Raw genomic sequence first — 19,987 nt, forward strand, 5'->3', positions numbered from 1 at the left:
ACTTGGTGTGCGCCCGTTCGGCGGCCTTGATCAGGCTGCGGGGCAGCGGGTTTGGGGGATGGTCAGGTTGATGAGGTACTGGTCGGCGGCGTTGGTCGTGCAGGGCGAGCGGTCATAGACGCCGTGGCCCCAGCCCTCGTAGGTCAGCAGGGTGGCGCGTGGCGTGTTCTTCGCGACGCCAAGCGCCCACTCGTACGGCGTCGCCGGGTCGTGCAGTGAGTTGATGATGAGAACCGGTGGCCCGTCCACGATCTGCGGGCGGTGTGCCGGGTTCGGCGGCGCGATCGGCCAGCCGGAGCACAGCGAGCCTGCGCCCCAAGCGAAGTGGGCGCGCAGCGGTGCGGAGTTGGCGTTTTGTTCGTGCCACAGTTGGGTCCACTGATCCTGGCCCGCGATGTCGAAACGCCAGTCGGAGCAGACGATGATCTCCGGCATCGGCGCTGGTTTGCCTTGCTGTCGAGGCGTGGCAGGCGGCAGCGGGCTACCGGCAGGCTGGTCGGCCCATGCTTTCAGATCCGTTGCCAGCCGCGACCATTCGGGACGATAGAGCCGTTGAACAATCTGCGCGTTCAGGTCGAACGGTCCCACCTGCTTGGTCGCGTCGGTGAGGTCGCGCAGCTCGCCGCGCACAGCCTTGGCATACACATCGCCGAAGATCCGGTCGACCTCCGCCCCGTGCAGGACGCACTGTGGATCCCGGGCACACCACGCCGCGAACTCGCCGAAAGTGTCTTTGCCCGCCCGTGCTTCGCTGGCCAGGAACGCCCGGCCATCCAGGCTGTGATCGTCCACGCTGTCCAACAGCATGGCCCGCAAGTGTTTCGGGAACAGCTCCGCATACGACTGCGCGGGCATCGTCCCGTAAGACCTGCTGTAAGTACTGATGTGGTCCACCCCGAGCGCCACCCGCACCGCCTCGACATCCCGCGCGACGCTCGCCGCATCGAGATGATCCATCAGCGCCCCGGTGTACTGCCGGCAGCTCGCCGCGAGATCCCTTGCATACGACTGCACTTCATCGATCCGCCCACCCAATTCCGGCACCAGGTTCGGCCGATACATAGCCAGCCCCGCATCACACCGCACCGGATGACTCCGCTTCACCCCACGCGGATCAAGACTGACAATATCGAACCGCCCCCGCAGCTCCGCCGAAAACTTTCCCCCCTTGATGATTTCATCCACCCCCGACGACCCCGGCCCACCAGCCAACGAAACCAAAGTCCCCACCTTCTTCGACGGCTCGTCAGCCCGATCCCGCACCACCGCGACCTCGATCTTCTCCCCATCCGGCTTCGCCCAGTCCACCGGCACAGTGACTGTGCCACAGTCGAACTCGGCATTCTCCGAACAAGGCTGCCAATTCAACGAAGCACTAGGCTTCGCCTCCGCAGTACAGGCGGCCAACACCCCCGCCCCAAGCCCGACAGCCAGACCTACCACCAACACAGCGCGACGAACCAACATGCCCAGATCGTCGGCCCACCCATCCCCCGCCCACATCCCCCCACCGAGCCACCCCAACTCACCCTCGGGTACTGCAGACAAGAAAAAGCCCTGCACCAGGATCCCTGGCCAGGGCTTTCGCGATAAGAGCCGATGACGGGAATCGAACCCGCGCTGTCTGCTTGGGAAGCAGAAGTTCTACCATTGAACTACATCGGCGAAGCGGCGAACCGCCAGTCCAGACTTTAGCAGAGTCCGCCCGCAGCCGAGAAAAGTCCAGGTAGATGCCGCTGACCTGCGGAGATGCATCCGTCTGAAACGCTGTTCGCGTGACTGCAACGATCTGGACGCGAGTCCCGTCCGGTCGCGTTCAGAGCCGGTCGGAGGCGTTCGGTCCCAAAATCCTCCCCAAAATCCTCCCCAAATCCGGCCGACGATCGGGCCGACGATCGGGCACCTGGGCCCCTCTCGATGACTTCGCCCACGCTCTGATTCCGGGGGAGTAACTGATGGATTGCGAAGAAAGACTGCAACTAGCGGCGTGTTGTACACCCCGGCGTGTCGTTTATCCATTGCAGTTGCGGCGGAATCGATTTCGCCGCTACTCTTAGTCGAACCTGCTGGCCATCTGCCGCAGGAGGCGTCGAGGGGATCAGTCCGGCGCGAGGACTACCCAGTACCCGGTTGGGATTGCGTGACGTGCGCTGCTGGGCATCCCTGTTCGCGCTGTCGTCAGCGCCCGACGCCTCGGGAGGGTTCCTTTGGGGTACGCGAACCCGCGTAGCGGCTATCACGAAGCCAAGTACTTGGTCGGTCCCGATCAGTACGTCTCGCTCAAAGATGGCCGCGGCAAAGTCATCAAGTTCAAGAGCAAGCGCGCAGCCAAGAAGGCCGCCGATGCGGCAGAGGTCAACATCCAGAACGGCCTCAGCCCAGCGGGCGAGGCGATTGTCCACACTGCAGTCACTCCCACGGTCACGACGCCCAGGGGTAAGCCCCGGATGCTGTTTTCCGTGTACGTCGGGAAGTGGATTCTTCGCCATGACCTGGCCGAAAGCACCATCAACAACTACCGGAACTACATCGAATGCCACCTCCTCCCAGCGTTCGGAGGCATCTACGTTGACGAAATCGACGCCGATGCGATCGCCCAGTGGGAAAGTGCCGAACGAAAAGCAGGCCACAAGCGGTCAAGCATCATGAAGTGGAGGGGATGTCTTCACACGATCTTGGGCGATGCCATGCGCGTCGACAAGCTGATCGAAACGAATGCAGCGGAACGGCCGCGCGGTCGGGGACGCCGTACCAGCAGGCGGCGCAGCCGCGCTGAGGAGAAGGTGATCACGAACGTCCTCGGTGGACTGTTGATCGCTGAGCGCATGGCGCTGCTGTCAGGGCGGGACGATGAATTCGTCGCGGGAATCCTGAAGCGGTTCACTGGTATTCGGAGTGGCGAACTATGGGGGCTGGAGCTGGATTACGTACGCACAGAGCAGATTCGGATCGAGCACCAGCTCGCATCGGTCGGGAGCAGGCTGATCCAGTGCCCGCCCAAAGACGAGTCTCGCCGCTATATCGACTGGCCTGACTTTCTTCGGAGCATGGTCGCGGCGCACGTCGCTCGCACGAATCCTCAGCGCTGCCCATGCCACAACATGCTGTGCATCTTCACAGGTCTTCCCCGCACACGTAGCCGGTCCAGCGTGAAAGGGGTGACTATGGCGTCTCTGGCTGCTCATCTGGGTATTTCGGAGCGCACGGTCAGTGTTGCCCTTCGTGGCAGCGGCGGCCGGATCGCGGATGCGACTCGCGAGCGAGTTCTCCTTGCTGCTGCCGAGTTCGGTTATGACGTCGTTCCGCCCGGCGAGCCAGTGTGGCATTGGACGCGCGACAGCTTTCGCAGATGGATCTACACGCCCGCGGTGAGTGGCAAGTTTCCGCCGCACAAGAAGAACGGCCCATGGAACCCGGTCTCGCTGTGGATGCCTGGCGCGGAGACGATTGAGCTTTCGACAGACGCGGTTCGCGACAGCGTCCTCGCCATCCCAGTGAAATCGGCACGGGCACGCAAGGCGAACGCCAGCTGGCTGCCGATCGCGGCGGGGATGACACCGCACGGCAACCGGCATGCCCATCGAACCGACCTGGAGGAGAGGGGAATCCCCCAAGTCCTGATCAATGACCGCATCGGACACGAGGACAATTCGGTGCAGGGCAACTACTCACATGTCACACAGGTCATGCGCGACAGGCTCAATGAAGTCTTGACCGAGATGTGGTTCGAGGCGTTGGATGCCCGCCTGGCCATGTGTCCGACGTCCAACGTGGAGGTCTTGAACACGCTGCTGCAGGAACGGGCGCGAGAGCTCGGGGGGAATCGCTCGATGCTTGCGGCGGCGTGACGATGACACAGGCCCCGCGCGTGTGACGTGCAGGGCCTGTGTCGTGGATGCCGGACTGGTGCTAAGGCAATTGGGCACGAATGTGCGCTGGCAGTCGGACAGGTGTGGTCGAGGTCTCAGCCGGAGGTTTTGGCGCAGCCTGTAGGTACTGCACGTGCGGTGGTCGCGCAACGGGTTCGATCTCGACTGTGCAGTTTTTGACGATCTGATCGATTTGTGCCCGAGTGAATCGAAGCCGCCGGCCGAGCTTCGTGTGGGGGATCTGATCGGCACGCGCACTCTTCTCCAGCCAATCTGGCGACTCCAACTGGAATGCGAGGGCGACTTCCTCCGCGGTGTAGAGCTTGTCGAGGCTCATGCGCATACCAGCGCTGTCTTTTGGCGGAGGCGGGAGATGCCTGTTGCGTTCGCCGCGCCAGTCGCTTGGTGTGGCGGCGAGGCAGGCTTTGGTACGTGTCACTGTGTGGATGAATCGGAGGTGTCCGGTTTTGGTGACTTTGTCGAATTCCCAGCCGTGGGTGAGTGCCCAGTGGATGTCCGGGCGGCGGCGGTCGATTCGGGTTCTGCTCATGGCGCGTCCTTCGAACCCGTCCGTTACGGACGGCGTTTGGGGATCGCGCGTATTGAGCTGTCACACGCAGTGAGGTGTCGCAGTGTGCGACTGCGCTGATTTTGGCATGAGAGGTGTTGTGGCGTCAACGAATTGCCTGGACTGCGCTGCGGTATCGGTCGGTGTTCTCCTGACGGAATTTCGGCACGCACCGATGTGGATTCGTGTCGGTTGTCCCTCTCGGCCGTCTTGTTGCACACTGTGGTCCCTACAGCGCGAGCAGGTGTCTGAAGTCCGTCGAGACTTCCGTGCCAGGCGTTGAACGCGGTCGAGCCCCGCGAGATGAGCTAGTTGTGCTGCGCCCCAACCGAACCGGGAGTGTAAGGCAACACGGCGTTCTTGTGATGCGCTTAATTCTCCGCGAAATCCCTTGTCCTGCTTTGCCTTCCTGCGCCCGTGAAGTTGTTACGGGTGATCCGGTATCGGTCTGACCGTCTTAGCCGCCGGAGTCGTCGCCCGTCAGAGGGGCAGCTGCGATCGTGCCTGTCTCAAGGAGGCCGGCGCGATCACATTTCCGATCACGAGTGGGCTGACCTGGTAAAGGCGGACTCGGACAGGGACGGCGTGGCACGTCGTACCAGCCCCTCGGAGTTTCCCAGTCCCGGCGCGACGAGTAATCCCCGACGCGCGTGCACATCGACCGACCCGAACTGCCTCTGCATACCCATACGGAGCAACCGGGGTGTACCCATACTTATGCAGTACGGGGTACGTCCTCCCTCGCCACCAACCAGCAGCACCCCACCAGAGCACGTGGCGACAAGCAGCGAGCCTGATATGAACGTGCCGATCGAAATACAGCACCGCATCAAGCCGTTACTCGCGCGGTGGATTCACGTTGTAACTGAATGTACACCTATCGTCGCCTGCGGCTGTTCGCTGGAATTTGCTACTATTCCGTATTTCAATCGTGAAGCTTCGCGATTCGCCGACATCAGCTTCGCTGACCACCCATTCGAATGTTGCCGTGTTTCCGGTGTTCTCGTCGATCACGCCTCTTGCATTCCAGCTAGTTCTGCTGAAAACCCAGCTGATCTTCCTATTTCGCGGGTCGGTTGCGGAGCATTCGAAGAATACGCGGTCGCCGACGTTTAGGCGCGGCCGAGGTCGTGCGGCAGTGTGGAGCGGATCGTTGGCTGCGAGTTCTTCGCCGAATGAGTCTCGAATATAGTTGATGGAAGCGTAGTGTGCGTCCGGGCCATTAACCTGGCTGCGATATTGCGCAAGCTGGTTCTGTAACTGACCTGCAGCGCCAGCGATCAGGAGTCGTTCCGCTGGCACGACTGGTCGAGAGTGTGCGATTGTGTTTCGGATGTCCAGTATGATGCCGAAATAGGCAGATGCCCGATTCTTGTCGTCGAGGACCGGCTTAAACTCGTTCCAATGCTTGTCGATTATTAGCGTCTTGAGATGATATGTCTCGGTGTAGTCCAGGAGGTCAGAGCTCACCGATACGCCGTCCCGACGTTTGTCTTCCTCTATTTGCTTCGCCTCAAGTTTTGCAATGTCCGTTTCGCTGAAATTGTCTTTCCATTTCTCGCCTAGGACTAGTCGTACCGCGTCACGAAGAACGGTTTCCGCCGCGACCAATTCTGTATACGCGTCGACCTGGAAAGGGTTTATGACATCCAGTTCTTGCGGCTCGATACCCGGTCGCGAAGCCTCGACGTGATCCGCCAGCGCGATAAGGTCATCTTCTTTAGCGCCGAGCAGCGACCGGCCGATCCCGTCGTCGATGGTCCTCTCCGGGTCTTCGATATAGCTGATGTCGAACGCAGTCAGCATGAGCACCTGATCGGAGTAGTCAATCATGCTCATTTGATGCCGGATAGCAAAAGCCAGCTTTAGGCGTTCGGAACGGCTCATCATTTGGTAAGTCCCCTGAGGTTAGTCAGTGATGCCTTGAACCGACCGGTTTAGTCGGACAGATTGCAGTCGTACGAGCATACGCGCCTGCTGAGTCTGCCACTGCGGGGTTATTTTAGGAATGGCAACGGTTCACACACGGGTCGACCGAGTGCGGAGTGCGTGCAAGCACCGGTAAGCGATGGCGTGTAGATGGTGCATTCACAGGTGCGGGCCAGGTCGCCGCTACCGAGTCATCCGGTTGCCGTGGGCCAGCACCGCGAGCGTGACTTGATGAAAGCTTCGGCGTTCAGTCTCGGAGTAGCGGTCGTCAGTCAGCTCCGCCTCGACCGCCTTCAGCATTTCTTCGACCGCGAGGGCACGTCCGTACATGGGGCTGTGTGGATGGCCGGCGGCGCGAACCACCTCACCGATCCGACTCCGCAACTCCGGTCCCAAGCGATCCATCGTCCAACTGTACATCGAATCGAACGCATGTTCGAGAAGCACTTCGCGTGACCACCCCCGGCCATCCATTGCATACTGATTGGTCTAGTTGTTCTTCAGCGACGAAGGGCACGTCGGATGCTGTCGGAGTCGGACGCAACCGGGGGGTGGACCCTGCACGAGCACCCGACCCAGGGCGTCATGCTCACCCGGCAGATGCACCGACGTCAGCTCACCGTGTGGGAGGAAGGGTCGCTGCTGTGGTTCGCCGTCGACAGCGACACCAAGACGTTGCGATGGGGGCGACGCGGCACCGTCACGGCGGCTAAGGCTGCTGCTGAGAAAGCGGCCAGGCCCACACTAATGACCGACTGAGTGGAACGCGCTGTAGTCGATTTACGCGCGCCCCTCCAGGGGTGGGTGGTCGCGACACCTGACGTTTCCGTGCCCGTCCGTCCGGGGTGTGCATGGCGGTTATGGCATCCGGCTGATAAGTGCTCGATGCGATAAAAGGAGGAGTACCGTAGCCACAATGAGATGGTGCGCACTCGCTTTTGTCATATCAATCGTCTCCATAACGTTGAGCATCTTCAATCTAATCCGCCTGCTTGGCTGGGAGATAGAATTAGGACCTCTTGGGACATGGTTCGGCGCAACGGCTTCCACGGCAGCAGTCATTGTGGCATTGTGGGTTGCACTGGATGGCAGAAGCGAGCGTACGAAACAAGAGTCGAAAGCGGTTGAAGAAGCCAAGGAAAGGGCGCTTCGTCGCGCTTCTCGTATTGTCGTCACCACTCATGCAGAGAATATGGATTCCGACCTCCGGCATAGTTGGCGAATTTTCGTATTCAATGGCGACGACAGGCCGATATTTGATCTCATCTTTCATCCAGGGTTGACCCTGGGGACAGATGGAAAATCAGTCCGATCTACGCCGGTCGAGGCGGCAACGAGTCGCGCAGTTACATTGAAACCCGAGGGGCCGACGCATGTTAGTTTCGTGACGGCGGACCATGTCGGCCCTGCGGGCGGCGTGAAGCCAGCGGATGGAGCATTCTTCTATAAGTATGCACCCGCGCTTGAATTTATAGACGATGACGGATATCGATTTTGCTGGGATAATAACCCGCGAGATCTGGCTTCAGGCGGAGGGGTTTCAGGATCTTGGGCAATAAAGGACGATTCGCGCGCGAACTACCCGGAGGATCAGCCAAGCGTCGGTAAATTCTATGAGATTTCCAGAATGGGTGCCGATGGACAGAAGGGCGAGATCGAGGATCTCTGGCGCGGCGTGATTCAAAAAAATCTGATTGAGTTCGAGTCAAACCGTGCGCAGACTCCCCTTTCGTAGTTGCAAGCGGAATTAGCGATCGCGACTGTGGCCCTCGGCTCTCCGCCTGGGAATTAAACGGGTGCCGGAGAAATATTCTGACCGCCGATACACAGCCGTTATCGGAGGTTAGGTTCAGGTGATGGTGGGGCAAAACCCTCCGGCCACTGTGTAGTCTCGTCGTATTTCGCGTGGATGAAGCTCGCATCGTCCAGTTTCGCGTCGGTTAGGTCTACGCCGGTTAGGTTCGCCAAATGCAGATTCGCGCCGTTTAGGTCCGCGCCGGTTAGGTTCGCGCCCAGCAGTTTCGCGCCGGTCAAGTCCGCACCGTTCAGGTCTGCAACGTGTAGGTAAGCACCGGTCAGGTCCGTGTGGATCAGCGTCGTGCCGTTCAGTTTCGCGAAGCCCAGCTGCGCGCTGGTCAGGTTCGCCTTCATCAGGTCCGCGCCGTGCAGGTTCGCACGGTACATGAACGCACCGTTCAGGTTTGCACTGTTCAGGTACGCACCGGTCAGGGTTGCGTTAGCCAGGTCCGCTTCGACCAGGATCGAACGGAACAGGTGAGCGTCGTCCAGTTTCGCGCCGGTCAGTTTCGCGCCGGCAAGTTTCGCGTCTTTTAGGTCCGCGCTGCGGAGGTCCGCGTCATGCAGGTCCGCGTCATGCAGGTCCGCACCATGCAGGTCCGCGTTAGTCAGGTCCGCGCCGGCGAGCTTCGCGTTGCTCAGGTCAACGTCGGGCAGGTGGAGATCGGCGAGATTTATCCCCCAGAAGACGCAGTTCGGCAGTGATGCCTGATGCAGGCTGATGACGGTGGTGGCCCAGGATTTCGGATGCTCGGCGGGGCGGCGGCGGCGTTCAGTCAGGATGCCAACGATGGTCTGGCGGATTTCGCGTTCGGACAGATCCGGCTTCTCGGGGTCGTCACCCACTGGAAATGGGACACGCAGATACCACTGGAGCAGGTTGATGCAGACCTGTCGTTCGTCGTCCTCACCGAACGCATGCCAATCGTCGGCAAGCGCGGTCAGCGCATAGACACCCGCCTGCCGGATGGCAGCTGAGTTGGTGTCGGCGATCTGGGCGGCAATGGCGGTGTAGCGGTCACGCAGGGTCGAAACCTGTGCTCGGCGTGAGTCTTCCGCGTGCCGTTCGCGCTCACGATCCATGTCGGCCTTGTGGTGAGCTTCGGTTTGGGCGCGGCTGTGTTGACCGTTGAAGTAGGCCAGGAGGCCCGCAGCGAGTACGCCCGCGCCGCCCAGCAGCGTCGCGAGTGGCTGACCGAATGCGGGCGAGGCTCCGGCCAGCACGGCGGCACCGAAGCCCGCGCCGCCAGCACTGGCAATAGCGATCCCAGTCCAGATTGATCGACGGTGCGCCACGCTCCAGCGGCGGGCCAGATTCCCAGTATCGGTCCCAGTGACGGTCGTCTCCCCCTCGAACATGGGAGGACGGTACAGCGCGGGCGATTTCCGCGTCGAAGATTCGGCAGGCCGGTCCTACCGGCTGCCGGGGTCAGAATGCGCATTGCCGGCGGCATCGCACTCTTCGTCGAAAACCCACCACTCCTTACGCGGCAGCTCTGCGATTTGTGGTTGACGCCACATCGTGGCGACAGGCCAGCGGAAGTTTTGTTTGGCGTGACTGCGCCATCGGATCAGCTCTCGTCGCCCGCGCATGGTGATGATGACGGTTCGTTTGCCCTGCCACTCCCTCGAACCTTCCGCCCAGACCAAGCCCCGCTTCAACAGCCCTCCGAATCCGGCTTCAAACAGGGGCAAAGGTTCTCTAGCTCGGTACCGAAGGGACGCATAAGTTGTCCGTCCTCCTGGAGACGTAGCAACGAGTGTCAACAGCTTGCAGGCGTTGGGGTACTGGTACAGATAGCCGAGTATCCCTCCAGGCTTTTTCACCTCGGCCACCTGACTATCTCCAACGTCCGTTGGGCGGAGTCACGCCGAGCAGGATCTGGATGAAGGGTCGCTACCCCAACAGCGATAATTCGCGGAATCTGCGCTACCACAGCGGCAACAAGCGAGGCGGTGGCCAGGTCGATAATCGTCACACCACGCAGAATCCACTCTTGGTGAACGAGCTTCAACTTGCAACTTGATACCACTGAATCGTTTTCGTATCTCCGCAGTTGGCAGGCCATTTTTTTCAAAAATGTGAATCAGGTCACTAGCGAATTTTCGCCACCGGATGGACCCTTCTCGCCTTCGTATGTGAGCACCAGACCCTCCCAACGCTCCGGCCGACGACTTCTCTGTTTGCTGCTCTCCAAACGTTGCCCGGTCCGGCGTAGACCGGACCGGGCGGCCGTTAACAGCTTCTACGAGCTGATTGCGTGGTGAAGCGCGGAGGTCCACGGCACCCAACGCGGGTCCGGAGCGTCTGGGTTAGCGCCGGTCATGTTGGTGCAGGTATAGGCGACTGCGATACCAGTTTCGGGGTGGGCGTAGCCGATTCGGCCGCCAGTGCCGACGTTGCCGATGAGACCATGCGCCGAGCATGGGGCGTGATGCCCCAGGAATTTCGTAGCCGCTGGCGAAGGTATGCGTCACCGGGATGACATTCAGCGGTGCAGGGTGGGGCAGACCGATGGTCTGGGGTTGGCGTGCTCGGTCGAGGGTCTGCGGCGAGAGCGGCTGGATGCCGATGACTTCACCGTGGTTTCGGGTTCTTGATCTAGCTTCAACGGTCGCCACTACCCAGTGAAGGTCCTTATTTACCCTGTATTTTCAGCCGAATCCGGTCGAATCAGATGCAGCACAGGAAGATTCGAAACAAAATAGCCACAGGCTATTCCTACTGATGAGAGTATGTAAGCGAAGATGATCGCAGAGAGCCGAATCCTGTTGTGGCAGAAGCAGAAGTTCTACCATTGAACTACATCGGCAGACCGGTAAAGGTACTTCCGAGACTTTAGCAGAGTCCGCCAGCAGGCGAGAAAAGTCCAGGTAGATGCCGCTGACCTGCGGTGATGCTTTGGCTTGGGCAACGCATAACCCCCCGTCGGACAGCCTGTCCGACGGGGGGTTGCGCGGTTGGATCGGGTGGTTACTTCTCGCCGTGGTGTCCGGGTGCGGCGCTGCCGCTGTATTCGCCGAGGTCGGAGACCAGCTTGGTGAGTTCGGGGTCACTGTCGTAGCGGCGCTGGTGCAGTTCGGCGATCTTCTCCGCCATCGCGGGGTCTTCGTCGTCGGTGATGTCGAAGGAGGCGAACTTGTCGACCAGGGGCAGGCCAACGCGGTCGGTGTTGCGGTGGGCCGGGTGGATCAGGTACTCCCAGTAGCCGGCCAGGTCCTCGATGACGAACACCGCACCCCACTGGTATTCGCCGCCGAAGTCGGGGCCGACCACGAACGACTTCACCGAGGGGATGGAGCGGCCCTGGTTGCGCAGGCTCTCGAGGGCTTCCTCGACGGCTTCGGGGGTGGCGTCGGCGCGGAGGGTGAAGCGGTTGCCGTGGTAGATCATTTCTTTCATCCTTCATTCAGGTGAACCCGCAGGTGTGCGGACTCGGTGGTTGGTGGTGAATTCGATGGTGTTACTTGGTATTACGGAGCAGGGGCAGGGCAATCCCCGCGCCTACGGTCATCGCGATTCCAGTCCAGCCGAACGCGCCGTTGATGCTGGTGGCGTGGATCAGTGGCGCGATGATCAGCGGAGAAACGAACTGGCCCAGGAAGATCGCGGTGACCAGGCCGCTGAGGATCCGGCCGCGAGTGGCCGCGGGTGCCAGATCGCTCAACCGCAGGTTCAGGTTCGGCACCGCCAGGCCGACACCGAAGCCGCCCACGAGCAGTCCGGCCACTACCTGCACCACCGTGCCCGCGGTGCCGACCAGCATCCATCCGATGCCGAGCAGTCCGATGCTGGCAGTGGTCAGGACACTCGGTGACCAGCGGCCCCGCAGCGACGGAAAGGCTAGTGCGCCACCGACACTGCTGAGTGTGGTCGCGGCGATCACCGCACCGACCAAGGCCGGACCGATGTGCAGTTGCGCCAGCAGGAACGGCAGTTGGGTGGGGGCCATGTAGAAGGCCAGCGTCACCAAGAAGGCGAGCAGGTAGAGCCCGGCGATCGGGGCGAAAACTCCCGACCGCGAACCGGCGGCCTCGACGCCAGCCGGTCCGGATACCTTGTCGCGTCGCAGTTCTCGCAGCGCGAACAGCGCGAACGGCAGGATCACCGCGCCGACACCATAGATCCAGAACGGCAGCTTCCAGTTCGACGCGGCCAGCAAACCCGCAAGCGGCAAGAACACGACACCGCCGATGCTGGCGGAAGCCTGTTGCAGCCCAAGGAACTTCGCCCGCTGCGGCCCCTCGAACCAGTCGGTGATGATGGCGCTGATCGCGGTCATGATGCCGCCGACCGCGACACCCACCAGGGCCCTGCTCACCAGCAGCGCACCGATGCTGTCGAGGAAGAACCCGGCTGTTCCCGCCACCGCGTAGAGGGCGAGACTGCCCACCAGCAGCGGTTTACGCCCGATCCGGTCGGCGGCCATGCCCGCCAGCGGCGCGCTCAGGCCGATCGCCAGCGACGTGATGGTCAGCACCAGCCGCACCAGCACATCCGCGCCCGCCACCGCGGAGAACGCCTCGCGCATCGCGGGCAGGCTCGGCGCGATGACCGCCGGACCCATCACCGTCAGCGTCGCGGCCGCCAGCACTGTGGCGCGGGCAATGCGCGCCGGCGTGGCCGGCTTGGTCTCCACCGCCTCGTAAGGTGCCGCGTTCATGGTGTTCCTCCTCGTGTCCGGCAAGTCGTGCTCGCTTGCTGACATGAAGATTTCCATCCACGCACCGGCATTCGCGTCGGTGATTTTCACCTAGATACGTAGTCGAGACGGCGAATAGGTAAGTGGCTTGTCTGCGCGTTCGGTCAGGACCGAGACGCTTGATGCAGCTCCACGACGTTCCCGTCGGGATCGGACAGGAAGGACTGGCGGCCTCGACCTATCTGAACAGGATCGGACACGGTCAGTCCCTGCGATCGCAGCGCGGACACCGTGCGGTCGAGCTGGTCGACGAGAAGGGCGAAATGCTGGCCGAGGGCGGCCGGGACGTCGGGTTGCTCGATGAGGTGGAGCTGTCGGTCGCCGACATCCAGCCAGGCACCCTCGATCCCGAGGTCGTCGGGGCGGTCGGTTCGCTGGGTCAAGCCAAGCACGTCGACATAGAAGCGCAGGGCTCGACCGATGTCGCGCACGTTGATCGAGACGTGATGCAGCGCGAGCACCTTCGCGCCCGCCGTCTGTCCCCCGTGGATGCCTTCTGACATGATGCTGGCCTCGTCTCTCCCGAGGAGCCTAAATCAGTTGTCCACCAATACCTTAGCGCGATTGCCCGCCCCGAGTAGGGCAGAACGGGTAAGAAGCGCCCGCAGTGCGGAGGCCGAGGCGGTAAGGTTGTACCCGTATAGCGGGTCGGTGAGTGATTCCCGTCCGGGGGTTCAGATGCCTTGGCGGGTATCCGTTTTCGGAGATCCCCGCCTGGTAGGCGAGGGAGTCGGGTATGGATTCAACGTCCGATATCAGTCAGGCTGAGCGCGATGGGTCGGCGCTGTACTCACCGAGAGTTCTGTCCGTCTATGACTTTTGGGTCTGGTTCAACTGTCGTTTCGTGTGGCGCTGTCCCCTCCGCCAGACGCTGGCCCTGTACAACGCCAATATGTCCGGCGATCACCTGGACATCGGCACCGGTACCGGGTGGCATCTGTGTCACACCGCCTACCCGACGACCCAGCCAATGGTCACCCTGGTCGATTTGAATCATCATTCGCTCGATGAGACGAGCCGGCGTCTGCGCCAACGCGGCATCGACGCGGTGAGCAGGGTCGGGAGCGTGTTGCAGCCGTTACCGGTCGACCGCCGCCGGTTCGGCTCGGTCTCGGCGACCTGGCTCATGCACTGCGTGCCGGGCGGATGGGACAGCAAGGGCACGGCCTTCGGCCACATCGCCGATGTCATGGCCGATGACGGCGTGTTCTTCGGAGCGAGCGTGCTGGCCAGGGATGTCCCGCAGACGGCGCTCAGCCGTGCCACGCTGCGCCGCTTCTGGCGTACCGGCGTCTTCCACAACGCGGCCGATGACCTCACGGGCCTGGTGGCCGCGCTCGAGCGCGCGTTCGAGTCGGTGGAGGTCGGCACGCGCGGTTCGGCCGCGGTGTGGACGGCGCGCGGGCCGCGCCGCGCACCGGAGACGGGCACCACCGAACCGAATTGACGGGTCACCTGGCCGGGACGAGCAGGATCCCGATCAACGACCCGGGCTGAACCTGGCCGGCAGGCATCGCGAACAGCGCGGCCTGGAACTGTGACCCCTCGATCGAAATCGTCTGCTCGACAACATCGTTGACGGGCGCTGCGATCAGGCGGTCCAGGTCGATCTGGGTGAGCACGCGGGCCAGGCGCGGTTCGTCGGCGAGCAGCGCTTCGGCGAGATCCCCGGAGCCGGCCACGACGTAACGGGAATGCACGTCGACCATGATCAGGCTGGCGCCGGTGTACCGGACGAGGGTGCCGAGCCGGGTGTCGAGCTCACGATGGGGCAGATGCAAGGTGAGCCCGTAGACCGAGCGCCCCGGCTGCGGTGCGCCGAGATTCGTTGCCGACGACCAGAAGTGCACCCAATCGTCCTCCGGGCGGATCGACCACACGGCGTCGACGGTGACGCCCTCACGCTCGTGTCCCGCGTTGTACACCAGGGCGGTCCATCCGGGTGCGTCGTCGGGGTTCAAGTTGCGGAACACACCCATGATCGGTTTGTACTCACCCACGGTGCGTTTGACGCCGTAGAGCTCCAAATCGTCGCCGTCGGGCGAGGTGGCGAGCTTGCGGAGGTCCATGATCCAGCTGTTGTAGACCGGGCGCGGTGGCACCGGCGGCGGTGCCAGCCACACGAGCAGCGCGACCGCGGTGCCGTCGGCGGCGTTGACCCAGTGTGTCCGGCATTCGATCCCGGCTTCGGTGCGTGCGTGGTCGATCCGCGGTCCGTTCATGACGTCCGCGACGACACCGCGAAACAGGGCTTCCCCGCTGTGGTCGTATCCCAGCTTCGGCGCGATGCGGCGTAGCCGCCGAGCCACCGGCTGACCGCCGGCGGAATGCACAACGATCTCGCCGTGCAGCAGGGTGCCGATGAGGTCGATGCCAACCCACAGTCTCGGTAGGTCCATGACCGGGCAGCCTAGTTCGGCAAGGACCGTATTTCGGCGTGTTCGCCCCGACGGGAGGATGTTAAACTGACGCTCGTACCCGGCTGGTGAGCGACTCCCGCGTCGGAAGCTAATTCTCTTGTGCGAATGAAGCTTTCGGCTGCAATGGGAGGGGTCTCCGTATGTACCAGCACGCGTCGAGGGAGCAGGTTGCGGGTAGCGCCGGCTATTCGGTAGCACCACACGGCATTCACGAAATCGTTGCGTCGTACGGCGTCGATGCTGTCCACACGCGGATTACGCAACTGCGTGACCGCGGCGATCATCTAGCGGCGGACTGCATCGCGCGTGAGCTGGGTTCGCTGCCCGCTCATGGTGATTCGTCCGTGCCCCTACGATAGGCCCGTGCGGAACTTTTTCAATTCATCACATCTCGACTGGCCCCAGCTGCACGGTTCACTGCACGTCTACGTGCTACCCGATCCGGAGTTCATCGCATCGGTACAGCCCGCGCTGGACGCCGTCGAAGCGTTCGAGGGCTGCGCCGCTGTGCAGCCGCGCTGGCAGCACGCGACAGTCACTCGAATCCCCTGGTGGCGCAACGAAGTAGACGACGAAGCCGTCGACCGCTACACCGAAGCGCTGGCCGCCGTCGTCGCAGGCACCTCCTCGTTCACGATCCCGATGCAGGGCCCATGGCTGCACGACTACGGCGTCGGCGTGGCCGCCCCCGAAGACGCCCAATGGAAACAGCTCTACACCGCCACCCGCGACGCGGCTGTACAGGTCTTCGGAACCGACCGCGCCCTACCTGCCCCACCGCCGATGCCACACGTATCCCTCGGCTACGGCACCGCCGAACGCGACTCCGCCCCACTGGAACTCGCACTCTCCACCATCCAAACCCCCGCCTCCCTCGACGTCGACTCCCTCCATTTCCTGGCGGTCGACGTGGATCTCGACGAGGGCATCTTCACCTGGAACGCGATCTCATCCCATCCTTTGAAGCGTTAGTCGAGTGTCTTTTCGAGGGCAGTGATCCAGGGGAGCCAGCGGGGGTCAGGGCCCGCTACGTCATCCAAGAGCATGTTGGTGCAGGTGTAGCCGATGGCGAGGCCGGATGCTGGGTGGGCGAAGGCGATTCGGCCGCCGGTGCCGTTGTGGCCGAAGGATCCGTTGCCGAGCATGGCGTGGGCGGGGCCGGGGATTTCGTAGCCGTTGGCGAAGCGGTGGGTGACGGGGAGGATGTCGAGGGGCGCCGGTCCGCGCAGTTGGTCGGTTTGGGGTTGCTGTGCCTGTGTCACGGTTGCCGGTGTCAGCAGTCGGATGCCGTCGACCTCGCCGATAGTCGCGGCGTACATCCGCGCCAGCGAACGGGCGTTGCCGATCGCGTTGCCTGCCGGGACCTCGGCGGCGTGGCCCTCGCGGGTATTGAGTAGGGCTATTCCGGCCTCGCGGGTTTCCACGGCCGCGAGGAGCGTCCGGATCAATGGCGCGTCGACGTCGATCCCCATCCCGCCCAGTACCGTCGCTACTTGCGCGGGCGTGGGTTGCTCTTGGCGGCTGAACTGCGGAACAACCCGGTATTCCTCGTTTTCCGGCAGCCCGATCCACAGACTCAACCCGAGCGGTTCAGCGATTTCGGCGGCGAGGAAATCGCCGACGCTCTTGCCGGTGACCCGCCGGATCAGCTCGCCGGCCAGGTAGCCCCAGGTGATCGAGTGGTAGTAGAACGCGGTTCCCGGCTGCCACCGGGGAGCCATCGATGCGAGGGCGGCCGTACACATCGACCAGTCCGTCAGCTCCTGGGCCCCGATGCCTGCCGCCGGGTCGAAGCCGGGCAGACCTGCTCGGTGTGCCAGCAGATCGGCGACGGTCACATCGCCTTTGCCGCCTGCCGCGAACTCCGGCCAATACTCGCGGACCGGCGCCAACAGGTCGAGCTGTCCCCGTTCGACCAGCATGTGCACGCAGGTCGCGGTCACCCCCTTCGACACCGACATCAGCACCGACAGCGATTCCCCGTCCCACGGCATACCGGATATCGGGTCCTGCCCAGCCCAGAGATCGACAACGACACGGCCATGCCGATACACACACAACTGCGCGGCGCCCTCGTCATCGGCCTGCGCCTCCGCGAACGCGTCACGAACCGCCTCGAACCCACCTTCGACCAATCCGTCCACCACGACAACGCCTCCTCGACCAGCTCCGGCGGGGCACGCCAACCCTACGAAACCCCCTCGCCGCCAAGACACTATTCGACTGTTAGAGCCACCGCATTCAGGGCGTACCCGAGGACATCTCAATCAGGTTTGGAGACGGCAACGTACACGTGAAATGCCTTGTCGGACTCACCGATTCGCCGATGATCCTGGATGCCGAATCCCGCCTCTTCGATGAGGCCCACAACCTCCGTCGTCGGCCGGTTGATCAGTCCGTTGCGCCAAGGCGTCGTCGCTATGTACGACGGGTCACCCACCCCGACAACGAGTCGGCCACCCGGCCGCAGGATTCGCGAGACTTCGGCGAGCGACAGTCGCAGTTCCGAGTCGGGGATGTAGTAGATGGTGTTGACGGTGACGACGCCATCCAGGCCGCCGTCCGGGATCGGGAGCTGCTTCATCGGCGCTTGGATCAGCTGTAACCGGCCCGCATCCACGGGACGCCGGAATGCGCGCTGCGCCTGGGCAATCGCGGTGCTGGAAAGGTCGATGCCATACACGGTGCCTTGCTCGCCCACCTGGTCCAGCAGGATCTTCAGCCCGTATCCGCCGCCGAATCCGATGTCGGCAACGCGGCTGCCCGGCGCGGCCGCCAGCGCGTCAGCCGACCCCGCCATCAACGGCCGGTTGGCGATGTTGAGCACCCTGGTGACCAGACGCCCATACCCGCCGGAGGGAAGCCCGAGCTGTTGGGCGAACCGCCGCATGAACGTCGACTCCGATAGGCGCACAACCGCCAGCATTCCACAGGTTGTACAGGTGGACACGGTCGAGTTTCGCGAATGTCACTCAGCGGCACCATGTTCGGCGTGGGTCGAGCGCCGGTCTCATTGCTGGTGCTCAGGAGTCCGGCGGTCGCGGTATCGATAGATACTGAAACACACGATCACCCACAGTGCCCCTATGGACCAACCGCCGAGGACGTCGGTCGGCCAGTGGACGCCGAGGTAGATGCGGGAAAGGCCAACTGCGGCAACGAAGGTGGTGGCGGCTATGGCGGCGGTCCAGCGGGTGGCCGGGCGGCGTAGGCGGGGGATCAGCAGGATGGCGAGGATGCTGATCACGGCGATCGAGCCGAGGCTGTGGCCGGATGGGTAGGCGAAGTTGGTTTTGACGACGAGGTGATCGTGGAGGGGTGGGCGTGGCCGGGCGATGAGGTTCTTGCCGCCGTCCACCAGCACCCAGGCGCCGAGGCCGGTGACGGCGACCAGCACGGCCTCCCGTCGGTATCCGCGCGTGCCGAAGGCGACGAAGGCGAGTGCCGCCAGGATGGTCATCGCGACGGTGCCGCCGAGGTTGCTGATTGTTTTCGCGATGGGTGTCAGCGTGCCGTTGCGATGTGCGATGGCCCAGTCCGACACGGGTGTGTCGATCGCGGTAAGTCCGTTCTTCCCGAGGACGTTGCTAGTCAATCCGACGACGAAAACGGCCAGAACCGCAGCAGCCACGGCGAGTACCGGCACTCGCTTCCAGATCCGCTCGGGTGGGGAATTCGTGGTCACCATCCCACGATCCCATCTCGACGCTGAGTATTGGCTGAGGACCGTTGCGCGCGGCGAAGTCAGCGACCGATCAGAACATGCTGTAGCCGCCATCGATGAGCAGGGTGTCCCCGGTGTGATACGAACTGGCAGGGCTCGCCAGGTACACCGCGACCGCCTCGAAGTCGGTCGGCCGTCCCCAGCGCTTCGCGGGGATACGCGGCTGCACCCGGTCGCGGAATCGGTCCCACGCGAAAACACCGTCGGTCATGGGTGTTTCGATCCACCCGGGCAATACCGCGTTGGCGCGAATGCCGTGCTTGCCGAGCTCGACCGCGATGGAGTTCATGATCGCGATCAGCCCGGCCTTGCTCGCCGCATAGGACTGCCCACGCGGAACACCCTGGCGGGCAGCGAGACTGGCGGTGCCGACCAGGCTGCCGCCGTCACCCTGCGTCACCATCACCTTCGCGGCCTCGCGCAGCGTGACGAACGCGGCGTCGAGATTGATCGAGGTGACCCGGCGGAACTCGGCGAGATCGGTCTCCAGGAACGGCGCGGCACCGGCAGGCACACCGGCATTGACGAAGCACGAATCGATCCGGCCGAGCTCGTCGGCCGTCCTGGCGATGGTGTCGATCACCTGCTGCTCGTCCGCGACATCGCAGGACAGCGCGAGCACTCGACCGCCGTAGGCGCGCAGGATGTCGGCGGCATCGGCATTGCGTTCGGCATTACGGCCGACGATGCACACGTCGGCGCCCGCCCTGGCGAGGCCGCGGGCGAAGCCGAGGCCGATGCCGGAATTGCCGCCGGTGATCACGGACACGTGGCCGGTCAGGTCGAACAGCGAAGCCTCGGTCATGCGAACATCCCTTCGGTCGCGGGCCACCGCGCCCGAACGAACGCGAGAATATCGGCCGCGCTGTCCTGCCGCGCGGCGAAGATCGCCCAGCAACGGCGTGGCGCGCTTGCGAGCGCGCATGCGCCAGGCCGCTTGGAGCGCTTGCGAGCGCGCATGCGCCAGGCCGCTTGGA

17 protein-coding genes and 1 tRNA gene are annotated in these 19,987 nt (G+C 63.1%); 5 read left to right on the forward strand and 13 right to left on the reverse strand.

The genetic code is table 11. The annotated features are described in order from the left end of the window. Positions 1-30 precede the first annotated feature (30 nt). Both ACIBK2_RS28110 and ACIBK2_RS28115 read right to left on the reverse strand, forming a co-directional pair. A complete protein-coding gene (locus ACIBK2_RS28110; protein WP_396971328.1) occupies positions 31-1,308 on the reverse strand; it encodes an alpha/beta hydrolase in 1,278 nt (425 codons plus the stop codon). A gap of 286 nt (positions 1,309-1,594) precedes the next feature. Then, positions 1,595-1,665: transfer RNA gene (locus ACIBK2_RS28115), tRNA-Gly, on the reverse strand. Positions 1,666-2,207: 542 nt separating this feature from the next. Between ACIBK2_RS28115 and ACIBK2_RS28120 the strand changes: the two genes are divergently transcribed. Next, positions 2,208-3,848, forward strand: coding sequence for a hypothetical protein (locus tag ACIBK2_RS28120; protein WP_396971329.1), 1,641 nt, complete (start codon positions 2,208-2,210; stop codon positions 3,846-3,848). Positions 3,849-5,274: 1,426 nt separating this feature from the next. On the opposite strand, the gene ACIBK2_RS28125 is transcribed toward ACIBK2_RS28120, so the two are convergent. Both ACIBK2_RS28125 and ACIBK2_RS28130 read right to left on the reverse strand, forming a co-directional pair. Further along, the gene (locus tag ACIBK2_RS28125; RefSeq protein ID WP_396971331.1) at positions 5,275-6,327 is read right to left on the reverse strand and encodes a hypothetical protein; all 1,053 of its coding nucleotides are present in this window, start codon (positions 6,325-6,327) and stop codon (positions 5,275-5,277) included. Between the two features lie 222 nt (positions 6,328-6,549). Continuing rightward, on the reverse strand, positions 6,550-6,771 hold the full coding sequence (locus ACIBK2_RS28130; RefSeq protein ID WP_396971333.1) for a hypothetical protein: 222 nt from the start codon (positions 6,769-6,771) through the stop codon (positions 6,550-6,552). Between the two features lie 117 nt (positions 6,772-6,888). On the opposite strand from ACIBK2_RS28130, the gene ACIBK2_RS28135 reads away from it, so the two are divergent. Together ACIBK2_RS28135 and ACIBK2_RS28140 are read left to right on the forward strand one after the other, a co-directional pair. After that, a complete protein-coding gene (locus tag ACIBK2_RS28135; protein WP_396971335.1) occupies positions 6,889-7,125 on the forward strand; it encodes a hypothetical protein in 237 nt (78 codons plus the stop codon). Between the two features lie 205 nt (positions 7,126-7,330). Continuing rightward, positions 7,331-8,101 carry a hypothetical protein gene (locus tag ACIBK2_RS28140; RefSeq protein WP_396971337.1) on the forward strand — a complete coding sequence of 257 codons (771 nt, stop codon included), beginning with the start codon at positions 7,331-7,333 and terminating at the stop codon, positions 8,099-8,101. Positions 8,102-8,199: 98 nt separating this feature from the next. Here ACIBK2_RS28140 and ACIBK2_RS28145 read toward each other — a convergent pair whose 3' ends face one another. The 4 genes from ACIBK2_RS28145 to ACIBK2_RS28160 form a co-directional block, all read right to left on the reverse strand. Beyond that, the gene (locus ACIBK2_RS28145; RefSeq protein ID WP_396971339.1) at positions 8,200-9,522 is read right to left on the reverse strand and encodes a pentapeptide repeat-containing protein; all 1,323 of its coding nucleotides are present in this window, start codon (positions 9,520-9,522) and stop codon (positions 8,200-8,202) included. A 1,615-nt stretch (positions 9,523-11,137) separates the two neighbouring features. Beyond that, positions 11,138-11,557, reverse strand: a complete 420-nt coding sequence (locus tag ACIBK2_RS28150) for a Dabb family protein (RefSeq protein WP_396962800.1) — start codon at positions 11,555-11,557, stop codon at positions 11,138-11,140. Positions 11,558-11,627: 70 nt separating this feature from the next. Continuing rightward, positions 11,628-12,827 (reverse strand): MFS transporter, encoded by a 1,200-nt coding sequence (locus ACIBK2_RS28155; RefSeq protein WP_396971341.1) that lies wholly within the window; start codon positions 12,825-12,827, stop codon positions 11,628-11,630. Positions 12,828-12,970: 143 nt separating this feature from the next. After that, positions 12,971-13,369 (reverse strand): VOC family protein, encoded by a 399-nt coding sequence (locus ACIBK2_RS28160; protein WP_396971342.1) that lies wholly within the window; start codon positions 13,367-13,369, stop codon positions 12,971-12,973. A 233-nt stretch (positions 13,370-13,602) separates the two neighbouring features. Between ACIBK2_RS28160 and ACIBK2_RS28165 the strand changes: the two genes are divergently transcribed. Continuing rightward, positions 13,603-14,313, forward strand: coding sequence for a class I SAM-dependent methyltransferase (locus ACIBK2_RS28165; protein ID WP_396971344.1), 711 nt, complete (start codon positions 13,603-13,605; stop codon positions 14,311-14,313). A 4-nt stretch (positions 14,314-14,317) separates the two neighbouring features. Here the strand turns inward: ACIBK2_RS28165 and ACIBK2_RS28170 are convergent, their stop codons facing one another. Then, a complete protein-coding gene (locus tag ACIBK2_RS28170; RefSeq protein WP_396971346.1) occupies positions 14,318-15,265 on the reverse strand; it encodes a hypothetical protein in 948 nt (315 codons plus the stop codon). A 384-nt stretch (positions 15,266-15,649) separates the two neighbouring features. Between ACIBK2_RS28170 and ACIBK2_RS28175 the strand changes: the two genes are divergently transcribed. Continuing rightward, positions 15,650-16,258 (forward strand): 2'-5' RNA ligase family protein, encoded by a 609-nt coding sequence (locus ACIBK2_RS28175; RefSeq protein ID WP_396971348.1) that lies wholly within the window; start codon positions 15,650-15,652, stop codon positions 16,256-16,258. Here the strand turns inward: ACIBK2_RS28175 and ACIBK2_RS28180 are convergent. The 4 genes from ACIBK2_RS28180 to ACIBK2_RS28195 form a co-directional block, all read right to left on the reverse strand. Further along, a complete protein-coding gene (locus ACIBK2_RS28180; RefSeq protein ID WP_396971349.1) occupies positions 16,255-17,433 on the reverse strand; it encodes a serine hydrolase domain-containing protein in 1,179 nt (392 codons plus the stop codon). The genes ACIBK2_RS28175 and ACIBK2_RS28180 overlap by 4 nt on opposite strands. Positions 17,434-17,549: 116 nt before the next feature. Beyond that, positions 17,550-18,212, reverse strand: coding sequence for a class I SAM-dependent methyltransferase (locus ACIBK2_RS28185; RefSeq protein ID WP_396971351.1), 663 nt, complete (start codon positions 18,210-18,212; stop codon positions 17,550-17,552). An 84-nt stretch (positions 18,213-18,296) separates the two neighbouring features. Then, the gene (locus tag ACIBK2_RS28190; protein WP_396971352.1) at positions 18,297-18,971 is read right to left on the reverse strand and encodes a phosphatase PAP2 family protein; all 675 of its coding nucleotides are present in this window, start codon (positions 18,969-18,971) and stop codon (positions 18,297-18,299) included. A 70-nt stretch (positions 18,972-19,041) separates the two neighbouring features. Next, entirely contained in the window at positions 19,042-19,815 is a 774-nt protein-coding gene (locus ACIBK2_RS28195; RefSeq protein WP_396971354.1) for an SDR family NAD(P)-dependent oxidoreductase, read from the reverse strand. Positions 19,816-19,987: the final 172 nt, after the last annotated feature.

Origin of the sequence: Nocardia sp. NPDC050175, from assembly GCF_044459885.1 — a bacterium.
Lineage (GTDB): Bacteria > Actinomycetota > Actinomycetes > Mycobacteriales > Mycobacteriaceae > Nocardia.